The sequence below is a fragment of the Paenibacillus sp. FSL W7-1332 genome (genome assembly GCF_037969785.1).
In the GTDB taxonomy this organism is placed as follows: Bacteria; Bacillota; Bacilli; order Paenibacillales; family Paenibacillaceae; genus Paenibacillus_AQ.
The window spans coordinates 2,307,493-2,332,323 of sequence record NZ_CP150209.1 but is presented as its reverse complement, the minus strand read 5'-3'; the positions used below and the strand labels follow the sequence as shown (position 1 = coordinate 2,332,323).

Sequence of the window (24,831 nt, the reverse complement as noted above, 5' to 3'; positions counted from 1 at the left end):
CCATTCGCCTTATGGTATAATAAGTTATCCAAAAACCGAGTTTAGTAAATATATCATCAACAACAGGGAGGCCATCACATCCATGACGGTTACCGGATTTACAGATCAAGACTTCGACGTATTCTCCGTTCCCGGGCTTGAAGCCCGTATGGAGGTTCTCATTGAACGGGTAAGACCCAAGCTGGAGGCGTTAGGGGCTGAGTTGGCACCTTATGTATCGGCATTGGCTGGGGAAGAAATGTTTGTGCATGTGGCGAAGCATGCAAGACGCACTGTCAATCCTCCCATTGACACCTGGGTCGCTTGGGCTGCCAGCAAACGCGGCTACAAAGCACTGCCTCATTTTGAGGTGGGCATGTTCGGAACCCATCTGTTTGTCATCTTCGCGATTATTTACGAAAGCCCCAACAAGACCGTGTTTGCCGGCAACTTGGAAGCCAAGCTGAAGAAAACAGCAAAAGCACTGCCTAAAAATTTTTACTGGTCCATGGATCACATGAACCCGTCTGGCACCTCTCATCAGGATATGAGCGAGGAGGATTTCACGCGCCTGATTGAGAAGCTGAAGCAGGTGAAAAAGGCTGAGGTCATGTGCGGACTGCGCATCCCGCGCGAGGAAGCCGTCAAGCTTGAAGGGGACAAGCTGGTGCAAAAGGTGCAGGAGACGTTTGAGGCGCTGCTGCCGCTTTATAAAATGGCGTTTTAATGAGCATGATATATTGATGTAAAGGGCTGCTGTTGCAGCTCTTTTTTAAGATTATAGAATTTATAAATTTTCAGCGAAGCTGAACAATTCCATAATCGCAAGAAAAACTTCCTTTAACCGCGATCTGTCTTCTAAGAAAGTACGTCGATAGACGTTTTTTTTATGGATGATAATTTAATGAAGGAACGATGAAGATCTTTGTTGCTCCTCCTTAATATGTCTAAAGTTTGAAGCGTTATGGGACATAGCAAAAAAAGCCGTTTAATCTCCTTGCATTCCCCCCCTATTTTGCTATACTCAATTTTGTTTATATAAAAACAGAAATCAACAAATCATAACAAAATAAACATAAGGAAAGGTTGTGACAACGTCCATGGACCATAGTCGTACACCGCTCTTCACCGCACTTAAAGAACATGCGGCCAAAAACCCCGTGCAATTTCACATTCCGGGACATAAGAAGGGCCTCGGCACCGACGCCGAATTTCGGGAATTTATAGGGGATAACGCCTTTTCTATAGATTTGATTAATATTGCGCCGCTGGATGATTTGCATCAGCCTACAGGCGTCATCGAGGAAGCCCAAAAGCTGGCCGCCGACGCATTCGGTGCCGATCACACCTACTTCAGTGTCCAAGGGACAAGCGGAGCGATCATGACCATGATCATGTCGGTATGTTCGCCTGGCGATAAAATCATCGTACCGCGCAACGTCCATAAATCCGTGCTCTCCGCCATCATTTTCACCGGGGCCAAGCCTGTATTCGTATCGCCTGCCCAGGATTCCAATGTGGGAATCGATCACGGAATCACCATCAGCTCGGTTCGGAAAGCATTAAAACGTCACCCTGACGCCAAAGCCGTACTGGTCATTAACCCGACATATTTCGGGGTAAGCGCCAATCTGAAGGAAATCGTGGATTTGGCTCACAGCTACAATGTGCCCGTTCTCGTGGATGAGGCGCACGGTGTATTGATCCATTTTCATGAAGAGCTCCCGATGTCGGCCATGGAAGCGGGGGCCGATATGGCTGCGACCAGCGTCCACAAGCTCGGCGGCTCGATGACGCAGAGCTCCGTGCTGAACGTGAATACCAAGAACGGATACATCAATCCTTATCGCGTACAGACGATTATCAGCATGCTGACCACAACCTCCACCTCTTACATCCTGCTGGCATCGCTTGATACTTCACGCCGCAGTTTGGCGCTCCATGGACGCGAAATGGCTGCAAGGACGATTGAGTTGGCGCAATATGCACGTGATGAAGTCAACAAAATCGAAGGTTTGTACAGCTTTGGAAAAGAAATATTAGGCGGGGAAGCGACGCACTCCTATGATCCAACCAAATTGACGATCCATGTGCGCCACCTCGGCATTACGGGATATGAAACCGAGAACTGGCTGCGGGATCACTACAATATTGAGGTGGAGCTCAGTGATATGTACAATATTCTGTGCCTCATTACACCGGGGGACAATCGGGAGACCATCGATATTTTGCTGACAGCGCTCCGGGAGCTTTCCAATCAATACATGCATGTGAATGAGATTAACGAGCTGGTTGTGAAAACTCCGGAAATTCCGCAGTTGTCGCTGATCCCTCGCGATGCATTTTACGGAGATACGGAAGTTGTGCCTTTCAAGGAATCGGCAGGACGCATTATTGCCGAATTCATTTATGTCTACCCGCCAGGGATTCCGATCCTGCTTCCGGGCGAAGTCATTTCCCAGGAAAACATCGATTACATTATCGATCATGTCGAAGTAGGCCTTCCGGTTAAAGGCCCCGAGGATCGCAGCATCCAAAATGTTAAAGTCATCGTGGAAACGGACCCTATATTCTAAAATGTCAGCTGTAAACACAATAAACCCGGTGCGAGAGGTTCGCACCGGGTTTATTGCTTTGGAGTCTTATTCCTGGTTTGCAGCAGCGACCAGTTCGTTGTAAACCGCCTCTACTTCATTCCATTCTTCTTCGTCCTCAATATTGTAAAGAACCATTTCCTCGTTCTCTTCTTCCATACGTAGAATGACGCCGTCCGCTTCCGGATTTTCACGTTCAAGCAAAAGCGCGTAAAGTTTCTCGCCGACATCAAATGTCTCCACAAGAACCATCTCTACTTCTTTTCCTTCTTCATCCGTCAATGTCAGCACAAACTCTTCGTGTTCGTGGTCGTGGTCATGATCGTGACCGCAGCCGCAAGCATCTCCGTGTTCATGTTTGTGTTCACTCATTGAAAAAACCTCACTTCGGTTAAATTATCATACTTTCGTATCGTATCACGGATAGCTTCCTCAGGTCAATTTCTACCAGGGCGCCAAAAGGCCTGTCAATTGAGCGTTGTAATGACCTTTTCGGCAATTTTCACAAAATCCGAATCCGCTTTTACTTTCACGTAAAAACCAACCGAATACTTACCTGTTGTTTTAAAATCGTACGTGAAATCATAGGTTCGGAACCAAAAATTATCCTTACGGTCCTTCACAACCTCGGATTGAATATCCTTGATATTGCCCGAGGGATCCTCAATCGCTACTTTCACTGAATGAATTTCGGTGTTTAAGCTGTCGACCTGGCTAAAAACATTGAATTTCAGCTTCCCCTTGTTCACGTTGCCGAATACAGTATCTCCTTTAAACAGAAAAATATGCACGTTCGGCTTGATGACTTGAACTTGTCCATTCGCGGGATTCCAATCCACAGCCCCATCAAATTCCCGAACCGGTACATACGTTTTGCCATCAATTAAATATCCGCCATCCTTCAATTCATGACCGTTCAGCCAAACACGGACACGCTCATTGACGGAATCTGCAAACAAAAGGGTGCTGCCACCCATTAAAGAGAGCACTAGCATACATGCCATCACTTTTTTCCATTTCATAATAATCATTTCCCTCCATTGGCTCATCTTGTTGTTATATGTGTATACTACATGTCAAAAAACAAGTTGCGGACAATTTTGCACTTTGTGGTAAAATTTTTTCCTCTTGCTTTAAGCTGGGCTTATCACGAATTATACTGCATTCCAGCCCCGATTCGATCATATAATCCGTGTAAATCGACGTGGAATTCGTTAAAATATACATTAGCATACGGGGACTACACATCATATCATCAGGAGGTTTCATCCATTGACACTAAAATTGCAAATGCTTGGCACCGGCAGTGCGTTTGCCAAGAACTACTATAACAATAACGCACTGATCCATGACGGAAATTTCACACTTCTCATCGACTGCGGCATTACAGCTCCTCTGGCGCTTCATCAGCTGAATAAGACGTTTAACGATATGGATGCTGTGCTTATCACTCACATTCATGCTGACCATGTAGGCGGACTTGAGGAGCTAGCTTTTATTATGAAAATGAAATACAACCGTAAGCTCCCACTCTATATTGCCGAGACGCTGGTGGAACCGATATGGGAGCACACCCTCAAAGGCGGCTTATATCAACAGGGACATATCTCCTCCCTGCATGATGTATTTGACGTACACCCTCTGAAACCGGGAGTGAAGACCAATATTTCATCCGGCATCTCGGTAGAACTGATTCATACGCAGCATATTCCCGGCAAGGACAGCTATTCGCTTTATCTAAATGATCGGATTTTTTACAGTGCTGACATGGTATTCGACCCTATACTGCTCAACCAATTAGTGAATGAGCGGGATTGTGAAGTGATTCTGCATGAATGTCAGCTGCAAGGTCCCGGCGAGGTTCATACGACACTGGATGAGCTGCTTAGCCTACCACAAGAAATTCAGGAGCGCACCTATCTCATGCATTACAGCGATGAGGTCGAAGCTTTTATTGGCAAGACCGGCATCATGGAATTTGTGGAGCAGCAGCGGGTATACGAATTGTAGTTCAGTATAGATGAATAGTTTATGAGGTTTCCCGGGAACACTAATGCCGGGAGGCGATTCATATGGATAATACACAACAAGAAGTCGTAGGCGTCCGTAAAAACGGAGATGGCGACATCATCGAACTTAAGCTGGATAACGGCAGTGTCGTTGACTACAAGACAGCACAACAAATGGCCAAGAATAAAGAGATCAAAAACCTGAACGTATTCCGTGGGCGTGACGGTGACGAACATCTTCGCTCCAATGCGGATGGCGATCCCAGCAACAACCTGGACAATTTGCCAAACTTTTAAAATCATGACTAAAAAGACCTCGAGTTTATACTCGAGGTCTTTTCTTTTTAAACAGTGAGGATCATTAGCACCTTAATATGGTAAGAAGCCTACAGTTCCTTTTTCATACGAACGTGGGGAATACCCGCATCATCAAACGGCTCGTCCGAAATGGTCTCATACCCAAGCTTGCGGTAAAATGCCTCCGCTTGCACCTGTGCATCCAGTACAGAATACTGCAGCTTCAATTCACGCGCCTGCGCTTCCAATGCCATCATCAGCACGCGGCCAATCCCTTTGGAACGGAAGGGCTTACGAACCGCAATTCGCTGCATTTTGGCGGAATCTTTATTGTAATAGGTGATACGTCCGGTTGCCGCGTACTGTCCCTCCGATTTGATCAGGACATGAAACGCATCGGAGTCCAGACGATCGTACTCATCAATCTCCAGGTCAATCGGCACCTTCTGCTCAAGCACGAAAACATCCTTCCGGATATCCAACGCCTGCTGCAGTTGCTCTTCGGTTGATACATTTATGATTTCTGCTGCCATTTCAACACCTCTTTATGTAGAATCAATTCCTAAGTGATATCGCAGATCGAGATATTATACAAAATAATCGTTTTCCTGTATAGTATAAGCTAACGTTTTCTTGAAAGGAGCATGGCCTTTATGGGCATGGGAGCCACGATATTTTGGGCTGTAATCATCTCAGCCGTTATCATCTACCCTATCTTTTGGGCGATTAAAAAAGGTTATTCCCGCAAATGGGATGAGGAATAACATCGGCCGTTTTACAGCAAACCGCCAGCCTGCCAGCCGACGGTTTGCTCTGCTCGTTGTTCGAGCAGTGGATACAGACATTCTTACGACCGATCTGATACGGATCGTTGCTGCACCCCTTTATGGTTGGAGATCACGTAATGTGTCCACCGAATCCATCGGCGGAACCGGCTCCAGTGCCCCGCTTCCCTGCTTGGAATACACGTCCTGATCTACAGAACGGCCGTAAACATCGAGCATTACGGGCGCTGCTGATCCATGGAGCGGCTCCAGCTGCACCGACGTTCTCTCCGGGATACTGCAACCGCTGCCCAGTACAGTTACCCCCAGCAACGAGAGCACCAGTCCGGCTCGTTTGAAATGATGGGATTTCCCACCTGCCATACCATTCACGCTCCTCCACTAGCAAAATCATGCTGTATTTAGTCTGAACCGGAATGTGATTTTTTATAACGAGAAAACCATTGACAGTCTCATTGTCTGCTGGTAATATATGAATTACCTTTTTAAATATTTCATGATCTGTTAGCTCAGCTGGGAGAGCACTATCTTGACAGGGTAGGGGTCAGTGGTTCGAGCCCACTACAGATCATAACCGAAAACCCTTGATGCCATTGGCATCAAGGGTTTTTTCTTTTTTCCTTCTCTAGACTAGCTAGCTGAATTTCACCGGAAACCATAACCTACATATTCATCTTTATTTATACCATCATTTTTAAGTACCCCAGTCCCCTTTCGAAGGATCAAGACTTACTTTAACAGTTCTTCCGGCGTCTCTCCGCTATATACAAAAACGGGACTTGCAGTATTAACTACAAAAACAGCTACCAACGTCAGAGCAGATGCGATAAACGAAAACAACCGATGTCTAATCCTATGGATCCATAACATGAGCTTGTCCTCCTTTCCAGCGTATTAAACTGATAGCCTGGACCAAAAATATGACAGCCAATGTTGGGGACTGGAGTCCAAAGTTAAACATAACGATGAAACAGCTAATCAAGCGAAGTTTTACGTAATGTTTCCTCGGTATACGGGACTGCTTCTCAATTCGGCTGGGAGCGAACAGCATCACCAGCAACAGACTGAGAGCAGTAATTACGAGAATGCTTGCATTCCCCATATCCGCAAAAGACACCAGAGTGAATAGCGCTGTCGTGAATGCAATACAGCCTGCCCCCGTCTTAAGATGATATCCTCCCGAAAATTGCCGTAGTACCGCAAAACCTGTCAAGGCAATAACCGCCTGCTTCACGTTACCCGTAAATATGGAGATAAGCAGCGTGAAGACCACAATACACAATACGTTTAAAATGATGGTGATCGCATGTTTCAGAACAGAAACAGAGGACTTATGGTCGGGTACCTGGCGTTTGATCCCCTCCGCTATCCGCTTTGACAAGCCTTCTATGATCATAAGATTCCCGCTCCTCTGTATTGATGGCATAATACAAGAAGATTCCAAATGTTATTCCAAAGAAGAGAAGGTGCAGCCATAAACGATTAAGGTAAAATAGAATTGCAATTAATATCAACACCACGATAATCAACGTGATCAATAGAACATGTTCAAATTTAATGCGCAGCTTTTCCAGATCGTACTTAAACCCAATACCAAATCTGTACATAATCCAGGATATCAATAGTCCTGTCGCACCTGAGAGGATTTGAAGAATATAACCATTGGCATGATCGGTCTGAATGGAGTCGATCGATCCGAATATCGTTGTCAGATATGCCGTTTGAATTAACGCATAAAACATATAACCCAGAATGGTGCAGATCGCCGACCAGATAACCGGGATCTTAATAATGGCTGAGAATAAGAAAACGAAGATTAACACGGTAATGAGAGGGGCTAGAAAATCCAATTGAAGTTCGTTGCGCATGATGAAACTTTGTAAGTTGGCAAGGATCATGACAATCAACGCCTGCCATATGTACTCTGTCGTCTTGAATCTAAGCAATGTCATGATTAGCGAATAAATAGCCAGTGTTTCAAATGTTGAAAACAACATAAACCAAATAACTTCCATTCAAAGATTTCCTCCCTACACCATAAGAAATGGTTAAAATGTGTACTACGCCAATTCTCGATTTATCCTGATTACATTGATGGTTATAACGTCCATAAATAAACGGTATACCGACAACAGACCCTCAGTTTCTATCGAGTCGTCCTAAATGATGCGTGTTCTTGAGGTCAATTCCGATGGCGCCTGCCACTTCTTATATGTCTGGAAACTGTGATGGAAAATGCAAAAACATTAACGTCGTGTATGTCTCCGGATTGGCCCAAAAATTCTAAAAAAGAACAGCTTAGAACTTCTTATACACCAATACGAAATTAAATCGCTGCACCGTCCAATCCATATACCAAACGAAAATCAAGCACTAGTTATCAAGAATCCACGACCTTGCGAAAATGACTAAGCCAGAATACTCAGTTCCTCTATATTAACATCCTGACATCATCTAAGTTGATTATATAAGGCCCGGAAGGCATAACAACAGGTAATTAAATACATAAGTGGGGGAATCCATCATGGATCTATGAAGTGAAGAGTGAATTAGGAAGTTAATTTGCTATATCTCTATTATATACGAACCTACGTTCCTGTTCAAGCATTTACAATCTAAAAAATGAAAGAAGAGGCATCCATCTCTGGTGCCCTTCCTAAGGAGAATATAACATTGCGAAACAAGACTTTATTATGCCTAATCGTTCTTTTACTAACATTCGGACCACATACAACCTACGGGGAAGACAACAGCTCGCTCAACCAAGAAACAATAAATCGATTACGGGAAACCTATAATTTGGAAGCACCCGGGCCTCCATCCATGCTATCCGGGTGGAGCGAAGGAGACTGGGGAATTAGTCTTGATCCTTCCTCTCTGCCCGATCTAATTCACATAACCCTGCACCCGGTATGGTTCTTTACCCGGCAGCTGGTCCGTATTTTATCCTCTTAGCGTAATCCGCTTCATCTTCCCCTCCTCTTCCTGTCATTCCCCGATTCACTTATACAGCTTGGTCCATGCCAAACCATTCGCAACGAGCAGCACGAGGATATATGCTAACATGCCATAGGGAAGCGTGCTGCTTGCATAATGGAAACCGCATAATCCGCCCACTACAATGAAGAAAAGCAGCACCCACCAGCCGTCTTTCTGCTGAGCCATATTAAACGCCTGAGAGAACGGCGGAGTGCGCAGAACTGCCTTGGCTGATAAAGGAATCAACACCAAGCCGGTAAGGAATACGATGAGAACATCCGGGATAATCCGGCTTCCGAACAGAATCAGGAATATGACCGCGTTCACAGTGAAGAGCGGCAGGAACATTTTGACCGCAAAAGCCTTTAACGCCCCTTGGTATAATGGATTCATGCTTGGCATCGGGGCTGCGCCAAACAGCCAGAAGGCTTTGGGCTTGCCTGAGAATTTCAGCATCATAACGACCGTTACAATCATAATAAGCATCGTGTGCAGTACATAGTACGACGATCCCTGGCTGATTTCGGTCAATGAGGAGTTGCGGATTGTGGAGACAAAAAATAAATAAGGCAGTAACACGGACAATCCGAGTGTTGGATACACTTTAAGCTTAAATTCTCTCTCATTCTTCAGCATGCTGGCAGATAATCGGAAACAAGCCTGCTCCGTGCGCGACCGGCATACCAATTTGGCCAAGAATCTGTCCAATCGCCCGCGCTCCCGCCCTTTTCCCGCTTCGCTGTAAGCCAGCTTCTCCAGATGCTGCTCGAAAGAAGGAATATAACGGACATAAACGATCATAAGCACAATCGGTACCAATACAGCCAGCAACGAGAGAACAGTCAGCCATCCGCTCCCCTCGCCAAACAGCCACTCATACGGAGCCGCAAACCACACCGGCGGAAGCAGAATCTGCCACCAGGCCGGCGTAAATACCAAATTGAAATCAATCAGATCAAAGGAACGGATCACAAACTGATAGCCAATGGCCAGCGCGGCGGAAAGCCCAATCTGTACATAATTGATCAGATCCTTCAGTTTCTCTCCATCCCAATACTTAAGCAGCAACAGATAAACCAAGGAAGTGCTCACCAGAATGAGCATATTCATCAGAATTAACTCCAGGATATAGATCAGAAAGAACAGCACGCCATGCTTGATCAATCCCACGACCAGAGAGCCTGCTGAGAGTGCCCCGGTAAGCAGCAGCAAGTAAATTCCAGCATGAATCGATCTCGCCAACCCGACCGTACGACCGTCGATCGGCTTTGTCATCAAAATGCTGCGGTCGCGCACATCAAGCAGCACGGAAGAGAAATCTGAAATCATGGAGCTCATGATCAAGAACATTAGGATCGCAGACAGGATGCTCATCGGCATTAAATATTCCGGATCGCTCCAGAACACAAACGGCGTCAGGACAAGCCCGATTAAGCCGTACAGCCAGAGGGAGCTGACAAACAGGTTCTTGTCCTGCTCTTCTTCTTTCTTCCTGTTGCTTGAAGATAATATGACAGGTGCACGCCTCGAATCCATCAGCAATTTGACATGGAGGATCCTGCGCAGGGTTGCATAGTCGACACCCATTCTCGAAATAATTCCCTGAAAGCGATCCAGTATCTTCAGCATTCGAAACGATGATTCCAATCCCCCCATATCAACTTCCCTCCCGAACGATCGATACGAACCGTTCCGCAATACGGGCATGGTCATGGAACCCCGTCAGCTGATTAAACACTTCTTCCAGGGACCCCTCATGGGAATGCTGTTGTAATTCTTTGAACGTTCCGTCTGCCACTACCCGGCTGTCAGCAAGCAGGATGATCCGGCTGCTGATTTTCTCAACGACGTCCATAATATGTGAGGAATAAAAAATCGTCTTGCCCTGGGCCGAGAGTTGAGCCAAAACTTCCTTGACCACCATCACGCTGTTCGCATCCAGCCCGCTTAAGGGCTCATCCAGAAACAATAGATCAGGGTCATGCAGCAGGCTCGAGATCAGCAGCACCTTTTGCCGCATTCCTTTTGAAAACGTAGCGATCCGCGAGTGATAGGCCTTTTCCATGTCCAAACATTCCATCAATTGCTTCGCCTTATCATCCGCTGCATCATATGTAAGTCCGTACAACTCGCCTATAAAGGTCAAATACTCGGCAGCCGTTAACTGATCGTACAATTCGGCCACCTCGGGGACATATCCGATTCTCCGTTTGTAATCGATATTCCCATCGGAAATATCCTGACCGAATATGCGGACTGTCCCCGTGTACCCCTCAACCAGCCCGAGCATGATCTTGACCGTCGTGCTTTTCCCCGCTCCGTTCGGACCGATATATCCAATCATCTCGCCGCGGCGTACCTCCAAGTCGATACCGTTCAGCACATAACGATTATCATATTTCATGCGCAGGTCTTGAATCCATAACACTTCATTTTCGGACATGATATGATTCTCCATTCCCTCATTGACTTCACATACCTACCTTATTATGGAAGTAGGGGAAAATCAACCTTTTGACGCATACTCACTCTGCAGTATCCCCATATGCACGATGTCATGCCAGACGCCATTCCGGTACAAGCTCTGCCTGGAGCTGCCCTCGTGGACAAATCCGATTTTTTCATACAGCTTGATCGCTTTATGGTTGAAGGAAAATACTCGCAAGCTTACCCTGTGCAGATTCAGTTCCAAAAAAGCATAATCGAGCAAAAGCGTCATCGCTTCAAAGCCGTACCCTTTGCCCCAAAAAGTCTTTTCGCCAATGTCGATGATGCACTCCGCATTCCGGTTCTTGGTATCGATATGAACCAATGACATGATGCCGATCGGTCTGCCGGTATCCTTCAACAGGATCAGATAGCTCTTCGAGGAGGAAGAGCCCAGGATCACATGCTGAACGAAGTCCTTTGTTTCCTCCAGTTGATAAGCATCCAGGCAAGGACTGGTGGATTGCATCACTTCGAGATTATTACGCCAGGTATGATAAAGCTCCGCGTCATTCATCGTCATTTTTCGACATGTCAATCTAGCAGAATTAAATAGCATCAACAAGCACCCTTTCCATAATCATGTTTCTATTGATATCGGATCTAACATTACGCAGAGAGATTGGATGAACGTTTCCAGCTGCTCCGGTACGCAAGTCATCGTCGGTCCGAGCTGGAAGGTATCCAGCATAAGTCCGTTCAGAAACGAGATCATATATCGCGCTATGGCTTCCGGTTCCAATCGGGGCCGAAACTCCCCTTGCTCCTGACCTTTCCGAAAGACCCGTCCCATGGCCTCAACAGTCAGTTGATATCGTTCGGTTATATAGGGATAATCCTTCCTGGCATGAACATAAGAGGAAGACAGGAAAAATTCTGCCCTGGCCAATACAAGCGAATGCCGGATTAGCGATAGATCACCCTGCTGTTTCTGAACCCAGTCCATCAACTGATTCCATATCGGATATTGCGGATCCGGTTCAAAAAAACGGAGCGTCTCTTGGTCGTCAAAACGCAGGACCTCTATAAATACATGCTCCACATTATCAAAATACGCATACACGGCTCCGCGGGACATGCCCGCTTCATCCATAATGTCCTGCATCACGGTGCGGGCATAGCCCTTTCTGATAAAAACGCGCCTGGCCGCCCTCAATATTTCATGCTTCTTCTCCTGTTTGTATTCCTCACTAACCCGTGGACACATGAGTCATCACTCTCCCGCCCTTTAACATGAATAGCGATTCCACGAACTTCACCTTTGCATAAACGACATCAGTGTCGTTTTAAACTTATTTTATCATAAACGACACTGGTGTCGTTTTCAAGCGGCATCTGTGTTCAACACGAAAAGCCTCTTGAAGAAATCCCCTCTCCTCCTTATATTTCTCTTTGAAAACAACTTGTTCTATTTTTCCGCTTATGCACATTTCCGTCAACATTCGCGAATAGCTGCATATATATGGGGGAGAACGAAAAGAGGTGATCGGACATCATTAAGGGCATCAGCCGCATACTGATCTTCACCTTACTGCTGGTTTTCTTTTTCCCCGTCGTATCCCATGGCGCTTCCGGACAGAAGCTGGACAGTAAGTACAGCAAGTACGCACAGTTTATCGTTATTGATAAATCCACCAACAAACTGACGTATTATGAAAAAGGCAAGGTCATTAAAACGTTTCCCGTCGCTACAGGCAAAAAGCCCTCCTATACGCCAGAAGGCCTGTTCAAAATCCACGAAAAAGTGAAAAACAGACCTTACTACAAGGAAGGCATCAAGGGAGGAGACCCCCGCAATCCGCTAGGGGATCGCTGGCTCGGCATTAATGTGAAAGTAAACGGCAGAGTCAGCTACGCTTATGCCATTCATGGAAACAACAACGCCAACTCGATCGGAAAATACGTATCGGCAGGTTGTATACGGATGCATAATAAAGACGTACGCTGGCTCTACGACAAAGTGAAAATGAATACCCCCGTCCTCATCCAAAAATAAGAGCGCAAAAAAGCCAAACACATTCATGTGTCTGGCTTTTTTAAAATTTAGCGTTTACGATCCATACTCCGCTCCGAATTCAATGATATTGCGGTCTGGATCCAGCACGAAAATCTGGGCAAAGCCGGCAACGCTGTCGGGATTAGCCACATACTCGACATTCATTCGGTCCAGCCATTCCTTCGTCTCGCGGTAGCTTTTCACCCAGATCGAGAAATGCCCGTCCGTCGTATCGATTCCGCGCTCCCGCAGCGTATCACTGATGGGATGCTCCAGCAGATGAAGCTGCTGGTCTCCGAGAGCGTACCAGACACCCTTGGAGGCAAACGGCGGTCGCGGCAGCTCCTGAAACCTCAGCACCTCCGAGTAAAACACCTTCGCTGTCTCCAAATTTCGTACGGCCAAGCTGACATGGTGCAGTCTTTCAAATTGAATCATGATTCACACCCACCCATAAACGGAATCGATCATCGTTCATATTGTCTGACAGCTTTATAATATTGTCCATCCATTTCAACCAAGAGCACCTTGTCAGCAGGCGCCCCAGCCAACTGATAGATGGCCGTTCCGACAGGTAAACTGCTATCTCCATCTTCCAACCGTACTCCCTCTGGAGCACGATGATCCGCAACGTCCGCATGATCGATCTCGCGGCTCACTTCTCCAAGCTTGGTTCCGGCTTTAAAAGAAGGAAGCACGGCATGCTTCAATACTTTGTAAGAGTTTCCACCACTCCATACAACAAATCCCTCGTTCCATTGCGCAGGCTTACTATTTGCTGCTTTTTCCTCGGGTTGTATTTGTTCCGATGAGCCAGTTACATTAACCTCACTCTTCTCCACGACTGCTGTGGAATTCAAAGTCATCGAAACGACCATTGCAGTGACAATCATCAAAAAGTATTTCATTCCAAGACTCTCCTTCCATTTCTTTGAATAAAGGTATGTAACCATCTTGTATAGGATAACTTATACATTATATTTGAATCAACCATCTAAGGGGGGAGTTAACCATGGACATCCATTCGGAGGAATATAAAATTGCCTCACTCAATGGGAATGAAGGTACCTTGAAAGCGATTGAAGAAGCTGAGACCAAAATTGCCGAGCTTACGGGCAAAGATATCACCCTGATTGCTTACGAGAAAGACCATACCCAAGAGAAGAATCAATAATCAAGCCGAGTAAAATAAAGAGCTGCCCTCCAACCGTCCATGGGGACTGACCCCCATTAAGGCCTAGGAAGAGCAGCTTTTTCTTTTCATTATGCAAGACAGCAAGGCCCGATCCTTGTAACTCGGAATCGGGCCTTGCTGGACCGGGATGTGATGTTCCCAGCCGTAACTAATAAATGTTTACTTGACCGAAACTTTAACGCCGAGTGTCACGATTTCGTGAGGCTTAACCGGCAGCGTGAAGCTTTCTTGATCATCAAAGCTTTGAACCGTTCCCTCTACTTCCAGAATAGAGCTCTTATAAACGCCCTGGGAAGGTAGAGAAGATTTCAGCTTCAGCTCTGTATCCGTGCCCGCCATATTGAACCAGCGCAGCATCAGATCCCCGGTCTTCGGATTCACTTTCAGGGAAGAGAACGCAAGCTCTTCATGGCTCCATTCAAGCGGTGCGGAAGTCGTTGCTACGACGCCGGCATGGACTCCGGTCTGTGCAACCGTCCATGGAATTTGGAACTGGTAAGCCTCAGCGTATGCGCCTGACTTCATGCCGTCTCCCTGATGCGGAATGACCTCCATACGTACGGTATGAACGCCGATGCACTGAGCCTCAGGTGTAGGGAAGTAACCCCAATCACCGAGCTCACCTACGGAACGAAGCAATGTAACGGCAATGGTATTCCGGCCGTCACGCAGGACTTCATATTCATTCAAGCCTTGGTTAGCTACCGTTAACCCTGCAGTAGCCGTCGTAACGTCAACGAAAGCCTGTTGGTGAGCCGTATAACTCGGGTTCTCCCATTCGGCAGCAGGTTCGTTATCCCGCGTTGCCACCTCAAACATGGAATCCACGTTGTGTGACGATGCCTGCAGATCCGTTGGGAACAATGCACGCACCCGATGATCCTTCGCCTGATTATCCATCGTCGCTTCAATCTCCACGCCTTTGCCGCTGCGGTTCAGACTAACCACGGTACGAATGCGCATGGGCACCATCTCGCTCGATCTTTGCGCTTTGCGGTTTGGATAATATACAAGCTCATGCTGCTCTTCATCCAGCTTGCTGTCGGCCATAGCCGGAATGGACCAGTTATGAACGATTTCAATGGATGCGCGGTAAGGCGTATCTTCCAGAACCGAAATTTGGGCGGTTTGGCCTTTCGTGGTCAATGCCGCTTCGCCATCCGGCTGTTTGTACATATATTCGTTACCGATATCTCCGGTATTTTCATAGACGCCCAGATCGCGGTAGACTTGTCCGTTCTTTTTATCCGTCAAGGCGAAGGAACCGTCCCCTTGGATCTCAACCTTGATCAACTCATTCTCCATCACATTGGTATTGCTGATTAAGGATTCAACCTCGGCAGGCTTCACTTCACTCTTCACCCAAGCATAAGCAGTCAATCCCATTGCCGGAATTGCGCTTGCCTCGAAGGTGAGTCTCACACGACGACACATATACGGCTGGCGGAAACGGTCGTCCGGCAGATCGTACCCGAACTGAAGACCCAGATCCTCAACGGTGCAAGGCACAGCTTGTCCTTGAGCGTTAACCAGCACGCGGCCGGACAAGTCGATTTCCTTCATCCGGCGGCTGGTTTCCTCCAAGGAGTAACCTTCCCGGAAATAGAGCCGTTTCGCGTCCAGCTCGATGCTGACCGTACCGCTGCGGCTCCAACCCGTCGTATTGAAAACAACAAGCGGCAGCGGATCGGATCCCCATTGCTCGAAGGCGCTCGTGTCAACGGCATCTGCAATGACGCGAACACTGTCGTCCACGATATTTTCAGCCACATGTGCGCTTTTCTCAAAGCGGGTAACCATTTCGCGGTGAACTTCGTCCACGCTGCAGCCGCAGATGCTGTCATGCGGATGATTCTGCATCAAGGTCTTCCATGCGTAGGTGAACAGATGATGCGGATACTCCTTGCCCAGCAGGCTCGCGTAGGATGCAAGCGGTTCGGCCACTTTTTCGAGTAAGGTCTGGCCGCGCTGGTTCATCTGCTTCAGGTACACACGTGCCGAAGCGGTATTCACGAGCGTTCCCCATCCATCGGTACGCTGACTGCGCAGCTCTCCTTTTACGGAGGAAAGATCCTGCGGCAGCTTCTCCCGCACGGCTGTCAGATAATCGTCAAAATTGGAATGAATAAACTCCGTATCTGGATACAGCTTCTTCGCTGTACGGATGCCTTCCGGAAGATCAGTCTGTATCGGCTGATGGTCACACCCGTTCATATAGAGCAGCTCAGGCGTGGAAGCATACTTCTCGGCATCCGCCAGCTTGCGGTCCCAGAATGCCTTCGCTTCCGCTTCATCAACGGGAACCTCGTTACCGTTACTGTACCAGTTGGCAAACAGGATGCCCAGCACCTTGGAGCCGTCCGGACCTTCCCACATCAGCTCTGAGAATGAGGACTCATAGCCGCTGTCGGAGACGGTATTGTTAAAGCCCGTTGGCTTCACGCCCCGGCCGAAAAAGGCATTATCGATGCCGGACTGCAGCATCAACTGCGGTATTTGGCTTGTAAGTCCAAATGTATCGGGAAAATAACCGATTTTGGCAACTGTGCCGTATCGCTCGGCATCCTGGTGTCCGATCTGCATATTTCTCACGTTGGCTTCACTGCTTGTCAGGTAGGCATCCTGCAGAATGTACCATGGACCGATCATAATGCGACCATCCGTGATCAGCTTCTCCAACTGCTCCTTCTTCTCGGGTCTCACCTGCAAATAATCTTCGATAATAATCGTCTGGCCATCAAGGAAAAAGCTGCGGTACTCCGAGTCCTTCTCCATCGTCTCAAGCAAGCTGTCCATGAGCTCGATCAGCCGCACATGGTGCTTTTCATACGGTAAATACCACTCGCGGTCCCAGTGAGTATGCGAAATAATATGTGCTTTTCTGGATTGATCCATCGTTTGCTTAGTCCCCCTTATGTTAGCCCTTCGATACCGTGATTTCGACCTCATCCGGACGGTACACCGATAACAGGTCACCGCTCGCATCAACTGCAAACAAGACCGAACGATCCGCTTCCAGCACGAATGAATAGATGAGGCCTGTGGAAGGATCCTTTACCTCAACGTTCGTGTCCCACGATTGCTCCGAGCCGAATACGAAGAGAGCTCCTTCTTCGAACGTTACCTTGCGTCCATATACGCCGGAATGTTCTCCGCCTTGATGCCAGATCAGTCCAGTGTCGGCAGCGGACAGCTCCAATGCATACCGATATAAAGCCGAAATGGTGTCGATTCGATCATTCATTTCTACGGGAAGCGGGCTCCAGAGAAGACGCCCTGCTCCAAGCTTCACGTCCACGATAGAGTCGCCGGCCAGATCAGCCGGTTTCGCCCCGCTGCCTGCCGGAATTTCTTTGCTCAGCTCGGCAATCTTCCGATGGCCATACGATGCAGACCATGTAGTATCCCCAATGCGCAAGCTTTCTTCCCGGCGCACATTCGCCAGCTTTCTCTCGCCCAGCTCCTCGGTCATTCGATCGACCTGATGCCAATATGCATCCAGACTGATAGGACCTGTCAGAAGCAGCGTAGCTCCCGTTTCCTTCACGATATCCATCAACTCGGCAAACGCCTGGTCATCTACATTGTGCGCGCTCGGCAGAATGACGAACTTCACTGGATGGTTACGCAGCGAGCTTAAATCATATTCCCCGACAGCGCGGAATGGCACGTTCAGCTCGTAAGCAAGTGCGCGCGTCGCCTTGGTCGTTGCTTCAAAAGCGAGCTTACGGTTCGAGAAATCGTTCGAATAAGGGAAGATGACCGCGGTCTCTTCCAGCTTCCGGCCTTTAAACATATCCCGGATGCCTTCCATGAAAGCGCCGAAATCATACGACACATCCGCTTCCGGTTTCTCCGTGCCGTCAGCTCGGACAGCTCCAATATGCGATTCATTGGCATTGTCCATGTAGAAATTCGTGTTCCAGATCCAATGAATGGCTCCTGCGCCCCCTGTTGAGAAGGCGTAAGCATACTTGCGCTCCAGCAAATTCCGCAGCTCGGCTTCGCTTCGCTTCGCCCGGCCATCCGGTGTCTCCACGTACATGATGCCCGTTTCCTGAATCAGGTTCGGTTTATCCGGCGTTTTGGCAAAGATGCCGTCCCAGATCAAATAGTCGTTGAACCACCAGGAGTGGACCGTCGTATAGTCTACGGCTTCGGCATAGAAGAACGGAGATGGACGCTGTGCGCCAAGCGCCTCGTCCTGTCCAACGGTAACCATATGATCCGGACATACTTCTTTGATATCGTCATATAATTCCTTGGCCCAGCGGTTATGCATGTCCATGGAGAACAGTGCGTAATCAAGCCATTGGGTGCCTTTTTTCCCTTGATGCATGTCTTGAACGTCAAAATTGATGACTTGAGGTTCCGGCGGAACCACGGAGTCAAAACCCGGCAGCTGATCGGCTGTCATATTCCAGCGTTCCTGCAGACGTTCAATCGAACCATGGCGCTTCTTCAGCCAGTCGATATAAGCTTGTTTCTCGAATGGATCCTTTGCGGAACGCGGTCCGTCCGAGAAAATCTGCGGCGGATCAAACATGGATGGCTCGTTAATCAGATCCCAGTCCACATTCTTCGTATCTTTATGTCTACTAATGATGGAACGTATGAAACGCTTCTGCGCTTCCACACTTCGCGGATCAAGGTAAGGATTTTGACCTTCCCAAGTCTCCGGGGTGAAGGAGAAGAACGTGAATGTCACCTGCAAATCATGCTTCTTCGCCGTTAACAGGAAGGCGTCAATCGAACGCAAAACCTCTTCGGATGCATGACCGTCCACCTGCATAATATTGCGGTATGCGGTCCAGATCCCGGTACGAATCCAGTTGATGCCCGCATTACGCATCTGTGCCATATCGCGGTCCCATACATCCGTGTTCGGAAGAAACAGGAACTTACGCGCTACATCGGAGGTCATGTAAGTCATCCCGACAACAGGCAGCGGGCGGCCATCCTTGATGAAGTAATCCCGATTGCAGGTTACAGGCGTTCCCACCTGCAAAAGCTCGGAATCTGTTCCCCAGAACCCTTGTCTCAGCACGCGGATTTCTCCATCCGGTCCTTCAGCTTCACATACGACCCGATAGGATCCAGGCTTGATATCCAGCATAACCGGAATGCGCTGCACATGAAATTGTCCGGTCACATCCACCGTCTCGGAATGATGCCATGATAAGGACTCATCTTGGTCGTGCTTGACGGAGATGCGGAATGTCCAGCTCTGCGGCTCTTGTACGGGTAAGCTCCGGCCAAGACGTTGTGCCTGCAGGGTCAGAATCGCGCGCTCGCCGGACTCGTAAGCCGCATAATTCGGCTTGATCCACAGCTCGGTGATGCCCTTTGCGCAGAATGCCGCCCAGCGCCGTACCTCATCTCCTCCATCCTGTTCCCAGAAAGAGGTTGAGAGAGGCTGATTCACAAACATCCAGCGTCCGCCCAAGAAAGGTCCGCCGACGTTTTCCCACAGAACGGCAGGAGCCGCGACTTCTCGTCCCTTCGCCGTGGTCCCCTTAAGGAGCGGATAAATCCGTGTATCCATCGGCCCGGCCGATCCCATCTGATGCGGCAGGTCACTGCTTTTGGTGACATGCGGAACCAGGTTCCACGTATCGCGGACGGATAACCGCTCACGGCAGTTCTCCATAACCGGAATAACATCACTTGCAGTTAAATGGTCGACGCGTCCGCTGTCTACTGGCAGCACCTCGTGAATGTGGAGCTGCTGGTGGTATGCCGTCTGTTCATGCTCCACCACCCAAGCGCCATCCTCCATACGGACAGGGCGTTTGAAGGGGGCACCGCCTACGCTGACAAGACCGCCGCCATTTCTCAGAAAGCCCAGGATCGCTCTCCAGGCGCTTTTCGGGAAGTAAGGCGCATGCAAATTGACAAAGCTTGCGCCCTGTCCACCTGCAGATTCCAGCGCTTCAGCCAAATCCTCAGCACGACACACGACATCGAATGCATGCAGGGCCGCCGCGCTAGCCGGCAAACCGGCAGCTTCTGCTGCCGGAAAGGACGGATCGTAGAATACAATCAGACGCCCGCTCATAGAATACCTGCTTTCATCGCCTGATACACCAATTGCGAGAAGAGGCTGTTGGACCAGGCAAACCAAGATCTAGTAAAGACTTTTGGATCGTCGGCATGGAAGCCTTCATGCATAAAGCCGGTATCGGCATCGGTCGCTTCCAGCAGCGCAATCATCTCCAGCTTCTCTTCGGCCGTCTGTGCCGTTATTCCCTGCATGGACAAGGCCATATGCCAGATGTAATCCGGCGGTGTATGCGGACTGCCGATTCCTTTGGCAACAGCGCCCTCGTAGTAGAAAGGATTCTCTTTGCTGAGCGCAAACCGTCTGGTATTTTGATAGATCGGATCATCTGCAGAGCAATACCCCAGATAAGGGATGGACATGAGTCCAGGGGTTCCCGCATCATCCATCAAGCAGTAATTCCCGTAACCGTCTGTTTCATAGGCGTAGATGGGTCCAAACTCCGGATGGCGGTAGATGCCGTACAACTGAATCCCGTGATCCACGTCGGCTTCGAGTCGTTTCAGCTCATCGAGCAGCTTCATGTCCCGGAATACCCATTCCGCGAATTCCTGCATTTGACGCAAGGCGACAACGGCGAACATGTTGCCCGGAATATTGTAGTGGAAGTCGCAAGCGTCATCGCTTGAACGGAAGCCGGACCAGATCATGCCCGTATAATTCACCGGCATGCCGAGCCCGTTATTGCGCAACGAATCCGTTGGAATTCCGTTATCCCGCGTGAAACGGTAAGGCGATTTCTCGAAATGGTGCTGCTCGGTTTTAAACAGCTCGATGATCTTGATCATAGCCGACTTGAAGTTGGCGTCGAACACATCCGTAAGTCCGGTTTCCTTCCAGTACAGGTAGGCCAAACGAACGGAGAAGCATAGCGAATCAATCTCAAACTTGCGCTCCCATACCCATGGGGACATTTCGGTTTCGTCGGTTGTATTCCAATGCCAGTCATTCGCCGATTCATTAAAGGCATTGGCATAAGGATCGATATGAATATATTGAAAATGGCGTTTGATCAATCCGCTTAAAATCCGCTGCAGCTGCGGATCATTCTTCGCAAACGGAATGTAATGGATCACCTGTTCTACCGAATCGCGCAGCCACATGGCCGGAATATCACCGGTAATCACAAATGTCGTGCCATCCTCCATCAGTTTGGTTGTTGTCTCCAGCGTGTTCGGGAAAGTGTTCTTGAACAGCTGAAGCAGCTTTGGACGGTGCGCAAGCTTTTCTTCAGCCTCTTGCAGAACCGCCTGAATCGATTGCGGCAGCTCAAGCTCCGGCATTGGTATTTTGGGGAGTCTGAATTGTTCCATGGTTGTTCTGGCTCCTTTGATTAAGTATGATGTGTAGTCAATTTGATGGTTTTGATCTCATACGGCAAGAATTGAAGGGCTAACCTTCCTTCCGCAGTATCCAGTAGTTCGAGTTCTTCTTCCAGGGCGTTGGATACATGGACGCTTTCATAAGGATAAGGCCAGCTCAGCACTGCTTCGTCTCGGCCTCCCGCGGATTCATACATCCGAAGAATATACCCTGAACCGTCTTCTGCTGGTTTAACAGTATCCAGGATCACATGATCGCTCTCGAATGGAATAAACGAATGAACAGCAGCCCGAGGCCCCTTGTTCGAGCTTGTTCTTACGTATGGAAGCTCATGATTGAGCTCGGCAGCTTTGCGGACGATTCCAGCGCTTCTCCAGTCTCCTTCATGCGGGTATAGGGAATATGTGAACTCATGCTCACCCAAGTCTGCCGTGACATCGGGCCACTTCGGCGCGCGCAGCAGGGACAACCGGATGGTGCTATCCTGAATGTCATACCCGTACTTGCAGTCGTTGATGAGGCTGACGCCGTATCCATGCTCCGACACATCCGCAAAACGGTGGCCGCAGACTTCATATTGCGCCTGCTCCCAGCTTGTATTGCGATGGGTCGGTCTCTCGATGGTTCCGAACGGAATCTCATAAGTAGCCTTATCGGCAACGACCCCGATCGGGAAGCCGACTTTCAGCAGTTTATGTGATTCATTCCAACTGACAAACGTCTTGAAGTCGATCCGCCGGTCATGATGATAAAAAATCATGTCCTGCATGATCTCCGAGTTATGGATGCGCCAGCGGAAACGCAGCACATCCTGTACCTCACCCGCATGCACCAGCTTCTTCTCGATCAGCTCCGCCTCTCCGGCTAATTGCTCCTCGTAACGGGTATCGATATCCCATGCGTCCCACAGCGTCGGACGGTCATGGAAGAAGTGGAAGAGGTTCGCGGCTTCGCCCGGCTTGACCACTTCCCGTTGAGCCTCTTTATCCCACAGGCTCGTGATTTCGCCGCGCTCATTAAAGCTGACCTTATAATGATCCGTTTCCCATGAATCTGCGAACACTGTAGTAGATTTCTCCGCCACCACCTGGTTTCCTGCTGGCGGCTTCAACCAAATGGTCTTGTATCCCAAAGCCGGGATGCCTTGAACATGAACATTCAAGCGGTGAGAGGTTTTACCGTTCTCATCGGTTTGGACATCGTATTGCAGCAGCGCTCCATCCGAATCATACGGCGCAAGGCCCTGCTCTCCTTCAATCGAAATGACCGCATCTCTGCTCCATCCAAGTCCGTTGAAGATGACATACGGAATGCCTTCCCCTTCTGTATCGGCCTGATCCGCCAATACCTGAAGTCCAAGACGGAGGCTGTGATTTCCTTTTTCGAATACCTCTTCGTATTCCTTCTCGGAGGTGACGTAAGACTCCGTAATGGCAGACCCCGGAATAATATCATGAAATTGATTCAGCAAAATCAACTTCCAGCCGTCATGCAGCTCGCTCGTAATTGCCTGCTTCTGCTCGTTGTCCATCGACGAAAATGCCACCGAATTCCAGAGCTCCGCCTCGCGGTACAGAATTTCCGCCTTCCGGTTATGACGCTTGTTCCGCGCATGCGTTGTATAGGTGCCGCGATGAAGCTCAAGATACAAATCCCCGCGCCATTTCGGCAGCTTCGGCTGTGTTTCCTCGATCCCGCTGAAAAACTCGGCAGCCGTACTGTACTTGCTGGCCGGTTGCCCCACCATAAGCCCGGCGCGGTCGATATATTCCAACATTTCGCGGGTTACGCCGCCTCCGCCGTCACCATGTCCATACAGCAGCATCTGCTCCGGATGAACGGCTCTTTGGCGGTATGACTGCCAGTGCTCATGAACATCTTTGGGCAGCGTGTTCTCATTCACGCCGTGATTGAGATAGGATAACATCGGGGTTCCATCGATCCCGACCCAATGGAACAGGTCGTAAGGGAACACATTCGTATCGTTCCAGCCAAGTTTTGTTGTCATGAAATAACGAATGCCGCCATGCTTCAGGATCTGAGGCAGCGATGCACAATAACCGAATGTATCCGGCAGCCACTCAATATGAGATGTCAGACCAAACTCTTCTTGATAGAAGCGCTGCCCGTACAGCATTTGACGCATGAGGGACTCCCCGCTCGGGATGTTCAGGTCCGGTTCGACCCACATCCCGCCGACCAGCTCCCATCGTCCTTCCTTGATTCTGGCCTTCACTCTCTCGTACAGCTCAGGATCGTGATCCTTCAGGAATTGGTACAACAAAGGCTGGCTCTGCGCGTACTTAAATTCGGGATATTCATTCATTAGCGCATCCATGGTGGAGAAGGTCCGGCTTGTTTTTCGCACGGTTTCCCTGACGGGCCACAGCCAGGCGATATCGATATGCGATTGGCCTACCATATGCTCGGTGCCCTCAGCGTGGCCGCCAATGGCAGTAACCGCCTGTTTCAGATCATGCTCAATCCCGGTTACCTGAGCGCCATCCCGAATGGCGGCATCCTCCAGGCTGACAAAGCGGTCCATCGCCTGATACAGCGCCTCCATTAAGCGAATTCGCCGCATATCGCTATCCGGCAACAGGATAAGCGAATCGCTGATCACGGTCGCGGTGTACATCAGGCTCTGAACGGGTACGTTCACGTTGACTAGCAAGCTTTGCACCCTAGTAATCGGAGGCTGGATGACAGCCTGCTGATTCAGCGGGTCTACCGGCTCCGGAATCGGATCGTACAACTCGATCTCAAGCTCCATGTTCAAGCCGGTGCGTTTCGGATCAAGCTTGACGAAAGTATGATTGCGGTCCAAGCCCTGATAAGATACTCCGTTTATGCGCAATAATCCCTCGCCCCCGGAGTGGAATACAAGTCCGATCGCTCCATCCACCCAGTGGGTGGGCAATTCAAGGTTCCTCCGAAAGAAATAGGTTGTTCCCTGCGTGCTCGGAAACCTGTTGAAGTCATGCCCCTCTGTATAAGGAGCCGTATCCTCATACACGCCCGGAACCATGTAAGTGGTTCGGGTAATGTCCCACTCTCTAAGCTCCGTCGACTCGAGCCACTGCCGCTCCGACAGTTCGCGTATAAAGCGTCGAATGCGTTCCATTC

General features: G+C 49.0%; 24 protein-coding genes and 1 tRNA gene. 7 read left to right on the top strand and 18 right to left on the bottom strand.

Annotation, left to right across the window (positions count from 1 at the left end; translation table 11 throughout):
- The first annotated feature begins 82 nt into the window (after window positions 1-82).
- Together MKX98_RS10180 and MKX98_RS10175 are read left to right on the top strand one after the other, a co-directional pair.
- Entirely contained in the window at window positions 83-706 is a 624-nt protein-coding gene (locus MKX98_RS10180; protein ID WP_220686003.1) for a DUF1054 domain-containing protein, read from the top strand.
- A gap of 373 nt (window positions 707-1,079) precedes the next feature.
- Window positions 1,080-2,555, top strand: coding sequence for an aminotransferase class I/II-fold pyridoxal phosphate-dependent enzyme (locus MKX98_RS10175; RefSeq protein ID WP_194541722.1), 1,476 nt, complete (start codon window positions 1,080-1,082; stop codon window positions 2,553-2,555).
- A 66-nt stretch (window positions 2,556-2,621) separates the two neighbouring features.
- On the opposite strand, the gene MKX98_RS10170 is transcribed toward MKX98_RS10175, so the two are convergent.
- Both MKX98_RS10170 and MKX98_RS10165 read right to left on the bottom strand, forming a co-directional pair.
- Window positions 2,622-2,945, bottom strand: coding sequence for a DUF1292 domain-containing protein (locus tag MKX98_RS10170; protein ID WP_071223049.1), 324 nt, complete (start codon window positions 2,943-2,945; stop codon window positions 2,622-2,624).
- Window positions 2,946-3,040: 95 nt separating this feature from the next.
- Window positions 3,041-3,595 carry a copper amine oxidase gene (locus MKX98_RS10165; RefSeq protein ID WP_194541721.1) on the bottom strand — a complete coding sequence of 185 codons (555 nt, stop codon included), beginning with the start codon at window positions 3,593-3,595 and terminating at the stop codon, window positions 3,041-3,043.
- 250 nt (window positions 3,596-3,845) lie between these two features.
- Here MKX98_RS10165 and MKX98_RS10160 point away from each other — a divergent pair, with 250 nt between their 5' ends.
- Together MKX98_RS10160 and MKX98_RS10155 are read left to right on the top strand one after the other, a co-directional pair.
- The gene (locus tag MKX98_RS10160) at window positions 3,846-4,583 is read left to right on the top strand and encodes an MBL fold metallo-hydrolase (RefSeq protein WP_194541720.1); all 738 of its coding nucleotides are present in this window, start codon (window positions 3,846-3,848) and stop codon (window positions 4,581-4,583) included.
- 62 nt (window positions 4,584-4,645) lie between these two features.
- The gene (locus MKX98_RS10155) at window positions 4,646-4,879 is read left to right on the top strand and encodes a DUF3892 domain-containing protein (protein ID WP_071223047.1); all 234 of its coding nucleotides are present in this window, start codon (window positions 4,646-4,648) and stop codon (window positions 4,877-4,879) included.
- A gap of 89 nt (window positions 4,880-4,968) precedes the next feature.
- Here the strand turns inward: MKX98_RS10155 and MKX98_RS10150 are convergent, their stop codons facing one another.
- Window positions 4,969-5,412 (bottom strand): GNAT family N-acetyltransferase, encoded by a 444-nt coding sequence (locus MKX98_RS10150; RefSeq protein ID WP_194541718.1) that lies wholly within the window; start codon window positions 5,410-5,412, stop codon window positions 4,969-4,971.
- 351 nt (window positions 5,413-5,763) lie between these two features.
- Window positions 5,764-6,027, bottom strand: a complete 264-nt coding sequence (locus MKX98_RS10145) for a hypothetical protein (protein WP_071223045.1) — start codon at window positions 6,025-6,027, stop codon at window positions 5,764-5,766.
- A gap of 135 nt (window positions 6,028-6,162) precedes the next feature.
- On the opposite strand from MKX98_RS10145, the gene MKX98_RS10140 reads away from it, so the two are divergent.
- Window positions 6,163-6,235: transfer RNA gene (locus tag MKX98_RS10140), tRNA-Val, on the top strand.
- Window positions 6,236-6,393: 158 nt separating this feature from the next.
- Here the strand turns inward: MKX98_RS10140 and MKX98_RS10135 are convergent.
- From MKX98_RS10135 to MKX98_RS10100, 8 genes are all read right to left on the bottom strand, one after another.
- Entirely contained in the window at window positions 6,394-6,534 is a 141-nt protein-coding gene (locus MKX98_RS10135) for a cyclic lactone autoinducer peptide (protein WP_074961962.1), read from the bottom strand.
- Window positions 6,518-7,060 (bottom strand): accessory gene regulator B family protein, encoded by a 543-nt coding sequence (locus MKX98_RS10130; protein ID WP_220686005.1) that lies wholly within the window; start codon window positions 7,058-7,060, stop codon window positions 6,518-6,520. Before MKX98_RS10130 ends, MKX98_RS10135 begins: the two co-directional genes overlap by 17 nt.
- Window positions 6,996-7,679, bottom strand: coding sequence for a hypothetical protein (locus MKX98_RS10125; RefSeq protein WP_220686006.1), 684 nt, complete (start codon window positions 7,677-7,679; stop codon window positions 6,996-6,998). The genes MKX98_RS10130 and MKX98_RS10125 overlap by 65 nt, the downstream gene beginning before the upstream one ends.
- A gap of 985 nt (window positions 7,680-8,664) precedes the next feature.
- Window positions 8,665-10,299: a hypothetical protein gene (locus tag MKX98_RS10120; RefSeq protein WP_339222859.1), complete on the bottom strand. Its 1,635-nt coding sequence runs from the start codon at window positions 10,297-10,299 to the stop codon at window positions 8,665-8,667.
- A gap of 1 nt (window position 10,300) precedes the next feature.
- Window positions 10,301-11,086 carry an ABC transporter ATP-binding protein gene (locus MKX98_RS10115; RefSeq protein ID WP_220686008.1) on the bottom strand — a complete coding sequence of 262 codons (786 nt, stop codon included), beginning with the start codon at window positions 11,084-11,086 and terminating at the stop codon, window positions 10,301-10,303.
- Between the two features lie 63 nt (window positions 11,087-11,149).
- Window positions 11,150-11,689, bottom strand: a complete 540-nt coding sequence (locus MKX98_RS10110) for a GNAT family protein (protein ID WP_339222857.1) — start codon at window positions 11,687-11,689, stop codon at window positions 11,150-11,152.
- A 21-nt stretch (window positions 11,690-11,710) separates the two neighbouring features.
- A complete protein-coding gene (locus MKX98_RS10105; protein WP_194541711.1) occupies window positions 11,711-12,337 on the bottom strand; it encodes a TetR family transcriptional regulator in 627 nt (208 codons plus the stop codon).
- Window positions 12,338-12,658: 321 nt separating this feature from the next.
- Entirely contained in the window at window positions 12,659-12,868 is a 210-nt protein-coding gene (locus MKX98_RS10100; RefSeq protein ID WP_233354802.1) for a hypothetical protein, read from the bottom strand.
- Here MKX98_RS10100 and MKX98_RS10095 point away from each other — a divergent pair.
- Complete coding sequence (locus MKX98_RS10095) at window positions 12,773-13,126, top strand: L,D-transpeptidase (RefSeq protein ID WP_253300999.1); 354 nt, start codon at window positions 12,773-12,775, stop codon at window positions 13,124-13,126. The two genes, MKX98_RS10100 and MKX98_RS10095, sit on opposite strands and share 96 nt — an antisense overlap.
- Window positions 13,127-13,180: 54 nt before the next feature.
- Here MKX98_RS10095 and MKX98_RS10090 read toward each other — a convergent pair whose 3' ends face one another.
- Both MKX98_RS10090 and MKX98_RS10085 read right to left on the bottom strand, forming a co-directional pair.
- The gene (locus MKX98_RS10090) at window positions 13,181-13,564 is read right to left on the bottom strand and encodes a VOC family protein (protein WP_220686009.1); all 384 of its coding nucleotides are present in this window, start codon (window positions 13,562-13,564) and stop codon (window positions 13,181-13,183) included.
- A 29-nt stretch (window positions 13,565-13,593) separates the two neighbouring features.
- Complete coding sequence (locus tag MKX98_RS10085; protein ID WP_220686010.1) at window positions 13,594-14,034, bottom strand: hypothetical protein; 441 nt, start codon at window positions 14,032-14,034, stop codon at window positions 13,594-13,596.
- Window positions 14,035-14,138: 104 nt separating this feature from the next.
- Here MKX98_RS10085 and MKX98_RS10080 point away from each other — a divergent pair, with 104 nt between their 5' ends.
- Entirely contained in the window at window positions 14,139-14,300 is a 162-nt protein-coding gene (locus tag MKX98_RS10080; protein ID WP_220686011.1) for a hypothetical protein, read from the top strand.
- 180 nt (window positions 14,301-14,480) lie between these two features.
- Here MKX98_RS10080 and MKX98_RS10075 read toward each other — a convergent pair whose 3' ends face one another.
- From MKX98_RS10075 to MKX98_RS10060, 4 genes are read right to left on the bottom strand one after another with little or no spacing between them, the layout of a single operon-like run.
- A complete protein-coding gene (locus MKX98_RS10075) occupies window positions 14,481-17,216 on the bottom strand; it encodes an alpha-mannosidase (RefSeq protein ID WP_339222852.1) in 2,736 nt (911 codons plus the stop codon).
- Window positions 17,217-17,238: 22 nt separating this feature from the next.
- Complete coding sequence (locus tag MKX98_RS10070; protein WP_339222850.1) at window positions 17,239-20,379, bottom strand: alpha-amylase family protein; 3,141 nt, start codon at window positions 20,377-20,379, stop codon at window positions 17,239-17,241.
- The gene (locus tag MKX98_RS10065; protein ID WP_194541705.1) at window positions 20,376-21,695 is read right to left on the bottom strand and encodes a glycoside hydrolase family 125 protein; all 1,320 of its coding nucleotides are present in this window, start codon (window positions 21,693-21,695) and stop codon (window positions 20,376-20,378) included. The genes MKX98_RS10070 and MKX98_RS10065 overlap by 4 nt, the downstream gene beginning before the upstream one ends.
- A 20-nt stretch (window positions 21,696-21,715) precedes the next feature.
- Window positions 21,716-24,829 (bottom strand): alpha-mannosidase, encoded by a 3,114-nt coding sequence (locus MKX98_RS10060; protein WP_339222848.1) that lies wholly within the window; start codon window positions 24,827-24,829, stop codon window positions 21,716-21,718.
- Window positions 24,830-24,831: the final 2 nt, after the last annotated feature.

What these genes read in the sequence shown, in the direction of transcription:
- MKX98_RS10135 (WP_074961962.1), bottom strand. Translation starts at nt 6,534, where the DNA reads ATGTTATGGATCCATAGGATTAGACATCGGTTGTTTTCGTTTATCGCA.
- MKX98_RS10120 (WP_339222859.1), bottom strand. Translation starts at nt 10,299, where the DNA reads ATGGGGGGATTGGAATCATCGTTTCGAATGCTGAAGATACTGGATCGC.
- MKX98_RS10175 (WP_194541722.1), top strand. Translation starts at nt 1,080, where the DNA reads ATGGACCATAGTCGTACACCGCTCTTCACCGCACTTAAAGAACATGCG.
- MKX98_RS10130 (WP_220686005.1), bottom strand. Translation starts at nt 7,060, where the DNA reads ATGATCATAGAAGGCTTGTCAAAGCGGATAGCGGAGGGGATCAAACGC.
- MKX98_RS10170 (WP_071223049.1), bottom strand. Translation starts at nt 2,945, where the DNA reads ATGAGTGAACACAAACATGAACACGGAGATGCTTGCGGCTGCGGTCAC.
- MKX98_RS10070 (WP_339222850.1), bottom strand. Translation starts at nt 20,379, where the DNA reads ATGAGCGGGCGTCTGATTGTATTCTACGATCCGTCCTTTCCGGCAGCA.
- MKX98_RS10125 (WP_220686006.1), bottom strand. Translation starts at nt 7,679, where the DNA reads ATGGAAGTTATTTGGTTTATGTTGTTTTCAACATTTGAAACACTGGCT.
- MKX98_RS10085 (WP_220686010.1), bottom strand. Translation starts at nt 14,034, where the DNA reads ATGAAATACTTTTTGATGATTGTCACTGCAATGGTCGTTTCGATGACT.
- MKX98_RS10075 (WP_339222852.1), bottom strand. Translation starts at nt 17,216, where the DNA reads ATGGATCAATCCAGAAAAGCACATATTATTTCGCATACTCACTGGGAC.
- MKX98_RS10115 (WP_220686008.1), bottom strand. Translation starts at nt 11,086, where the DNA reads ATGTCCGAAAATGAAGTGTTATGGATTCAAGACCTGCGCATGAAATAT.
- MKX98_RS10080 (WP_220686011.1), top strand. Translation starts at nt 14,139, where the DNA reads ATGGACATCCATTCGGAGGAATATAAAATTGCCTCACTCAATGGGAAT.
- MKX98_RS10060 (WP_339222848.1), bottom strand. Translation starts at nt 24,829, where the DNA reads ATGGAACGCATTCGACGCTTTATACGCGAACTGTCGGAGCGGCAGTGG.
- MKX98_RS10145 (WP_071223045.1), bottom strand. Translation starts at nt 6,027, where the DNA reads ATGGCAGGTGGGAAATCCCATCATTTCAAACGAGCCGGACTGGTGCTC.
- MKX98_RS10065 (WP_194541705.1), bottom strand. Translation starts at nt 21,695, where the DNA reads ATGGAACAATTCAGACTCCCCAAAATACCAATGCCGGAGCTTGAGCTG.
- MKX98_RS10105 (WP_194541711.1), bottom strand. Translation starts at nt 12,337, where the DNA reads ATGTGTCCACGGGTTAGTGAGGAATACAAACAGGAGAAGAAGCATGAA.
- MKX98_RS10150 (WP_194541718.1), bottom strand. Translation starts at nt 5,412, where the DNA reads ATGGCAGCAGAAATCATAAATGTATCAACCGAAGAGCAACTGCAGCAG.
- MKX98_RS10165 (WP_194541721.1), bottom strand. Translation starts at nt 3,595, where the DNA reads ATGAAATGGAAAAAAGTGATGGCATGTATGCTAGTGCTCTCTTTAATG.
- MKX98_RS10090 (WP_220686009.1), bottom strand. Translation starts at nt 13,564, where the DNA reads ATGATTCAATTTGAAAGACTGCACCATGTCAGCTTGGCCGTACGAAAT.
- MKX98_RS10155 (WP_071223047.1), top strand. Translation starts at nt 4,646, where the DNA reads ATGGATAATACACAACAAGAAGTCGTAGGCGTCCGTAAAAACGGAGAT.
- MKX98_RS10180 (WP_220686003.1), top strand. Translation starts at nt 83, where the DNA reads ATGACGGTTACCGGATTTACAGATCAAGACTTCGACGTATTCTCCGTT.
- MKX98_RS10110 (WP_339222857.1), bottom strand. Translation starts at nt 11,689, where the DNA reads ATGCTATTTAATTCTGCTAGATTGACATGTCGAAAAATGACGATGAAT.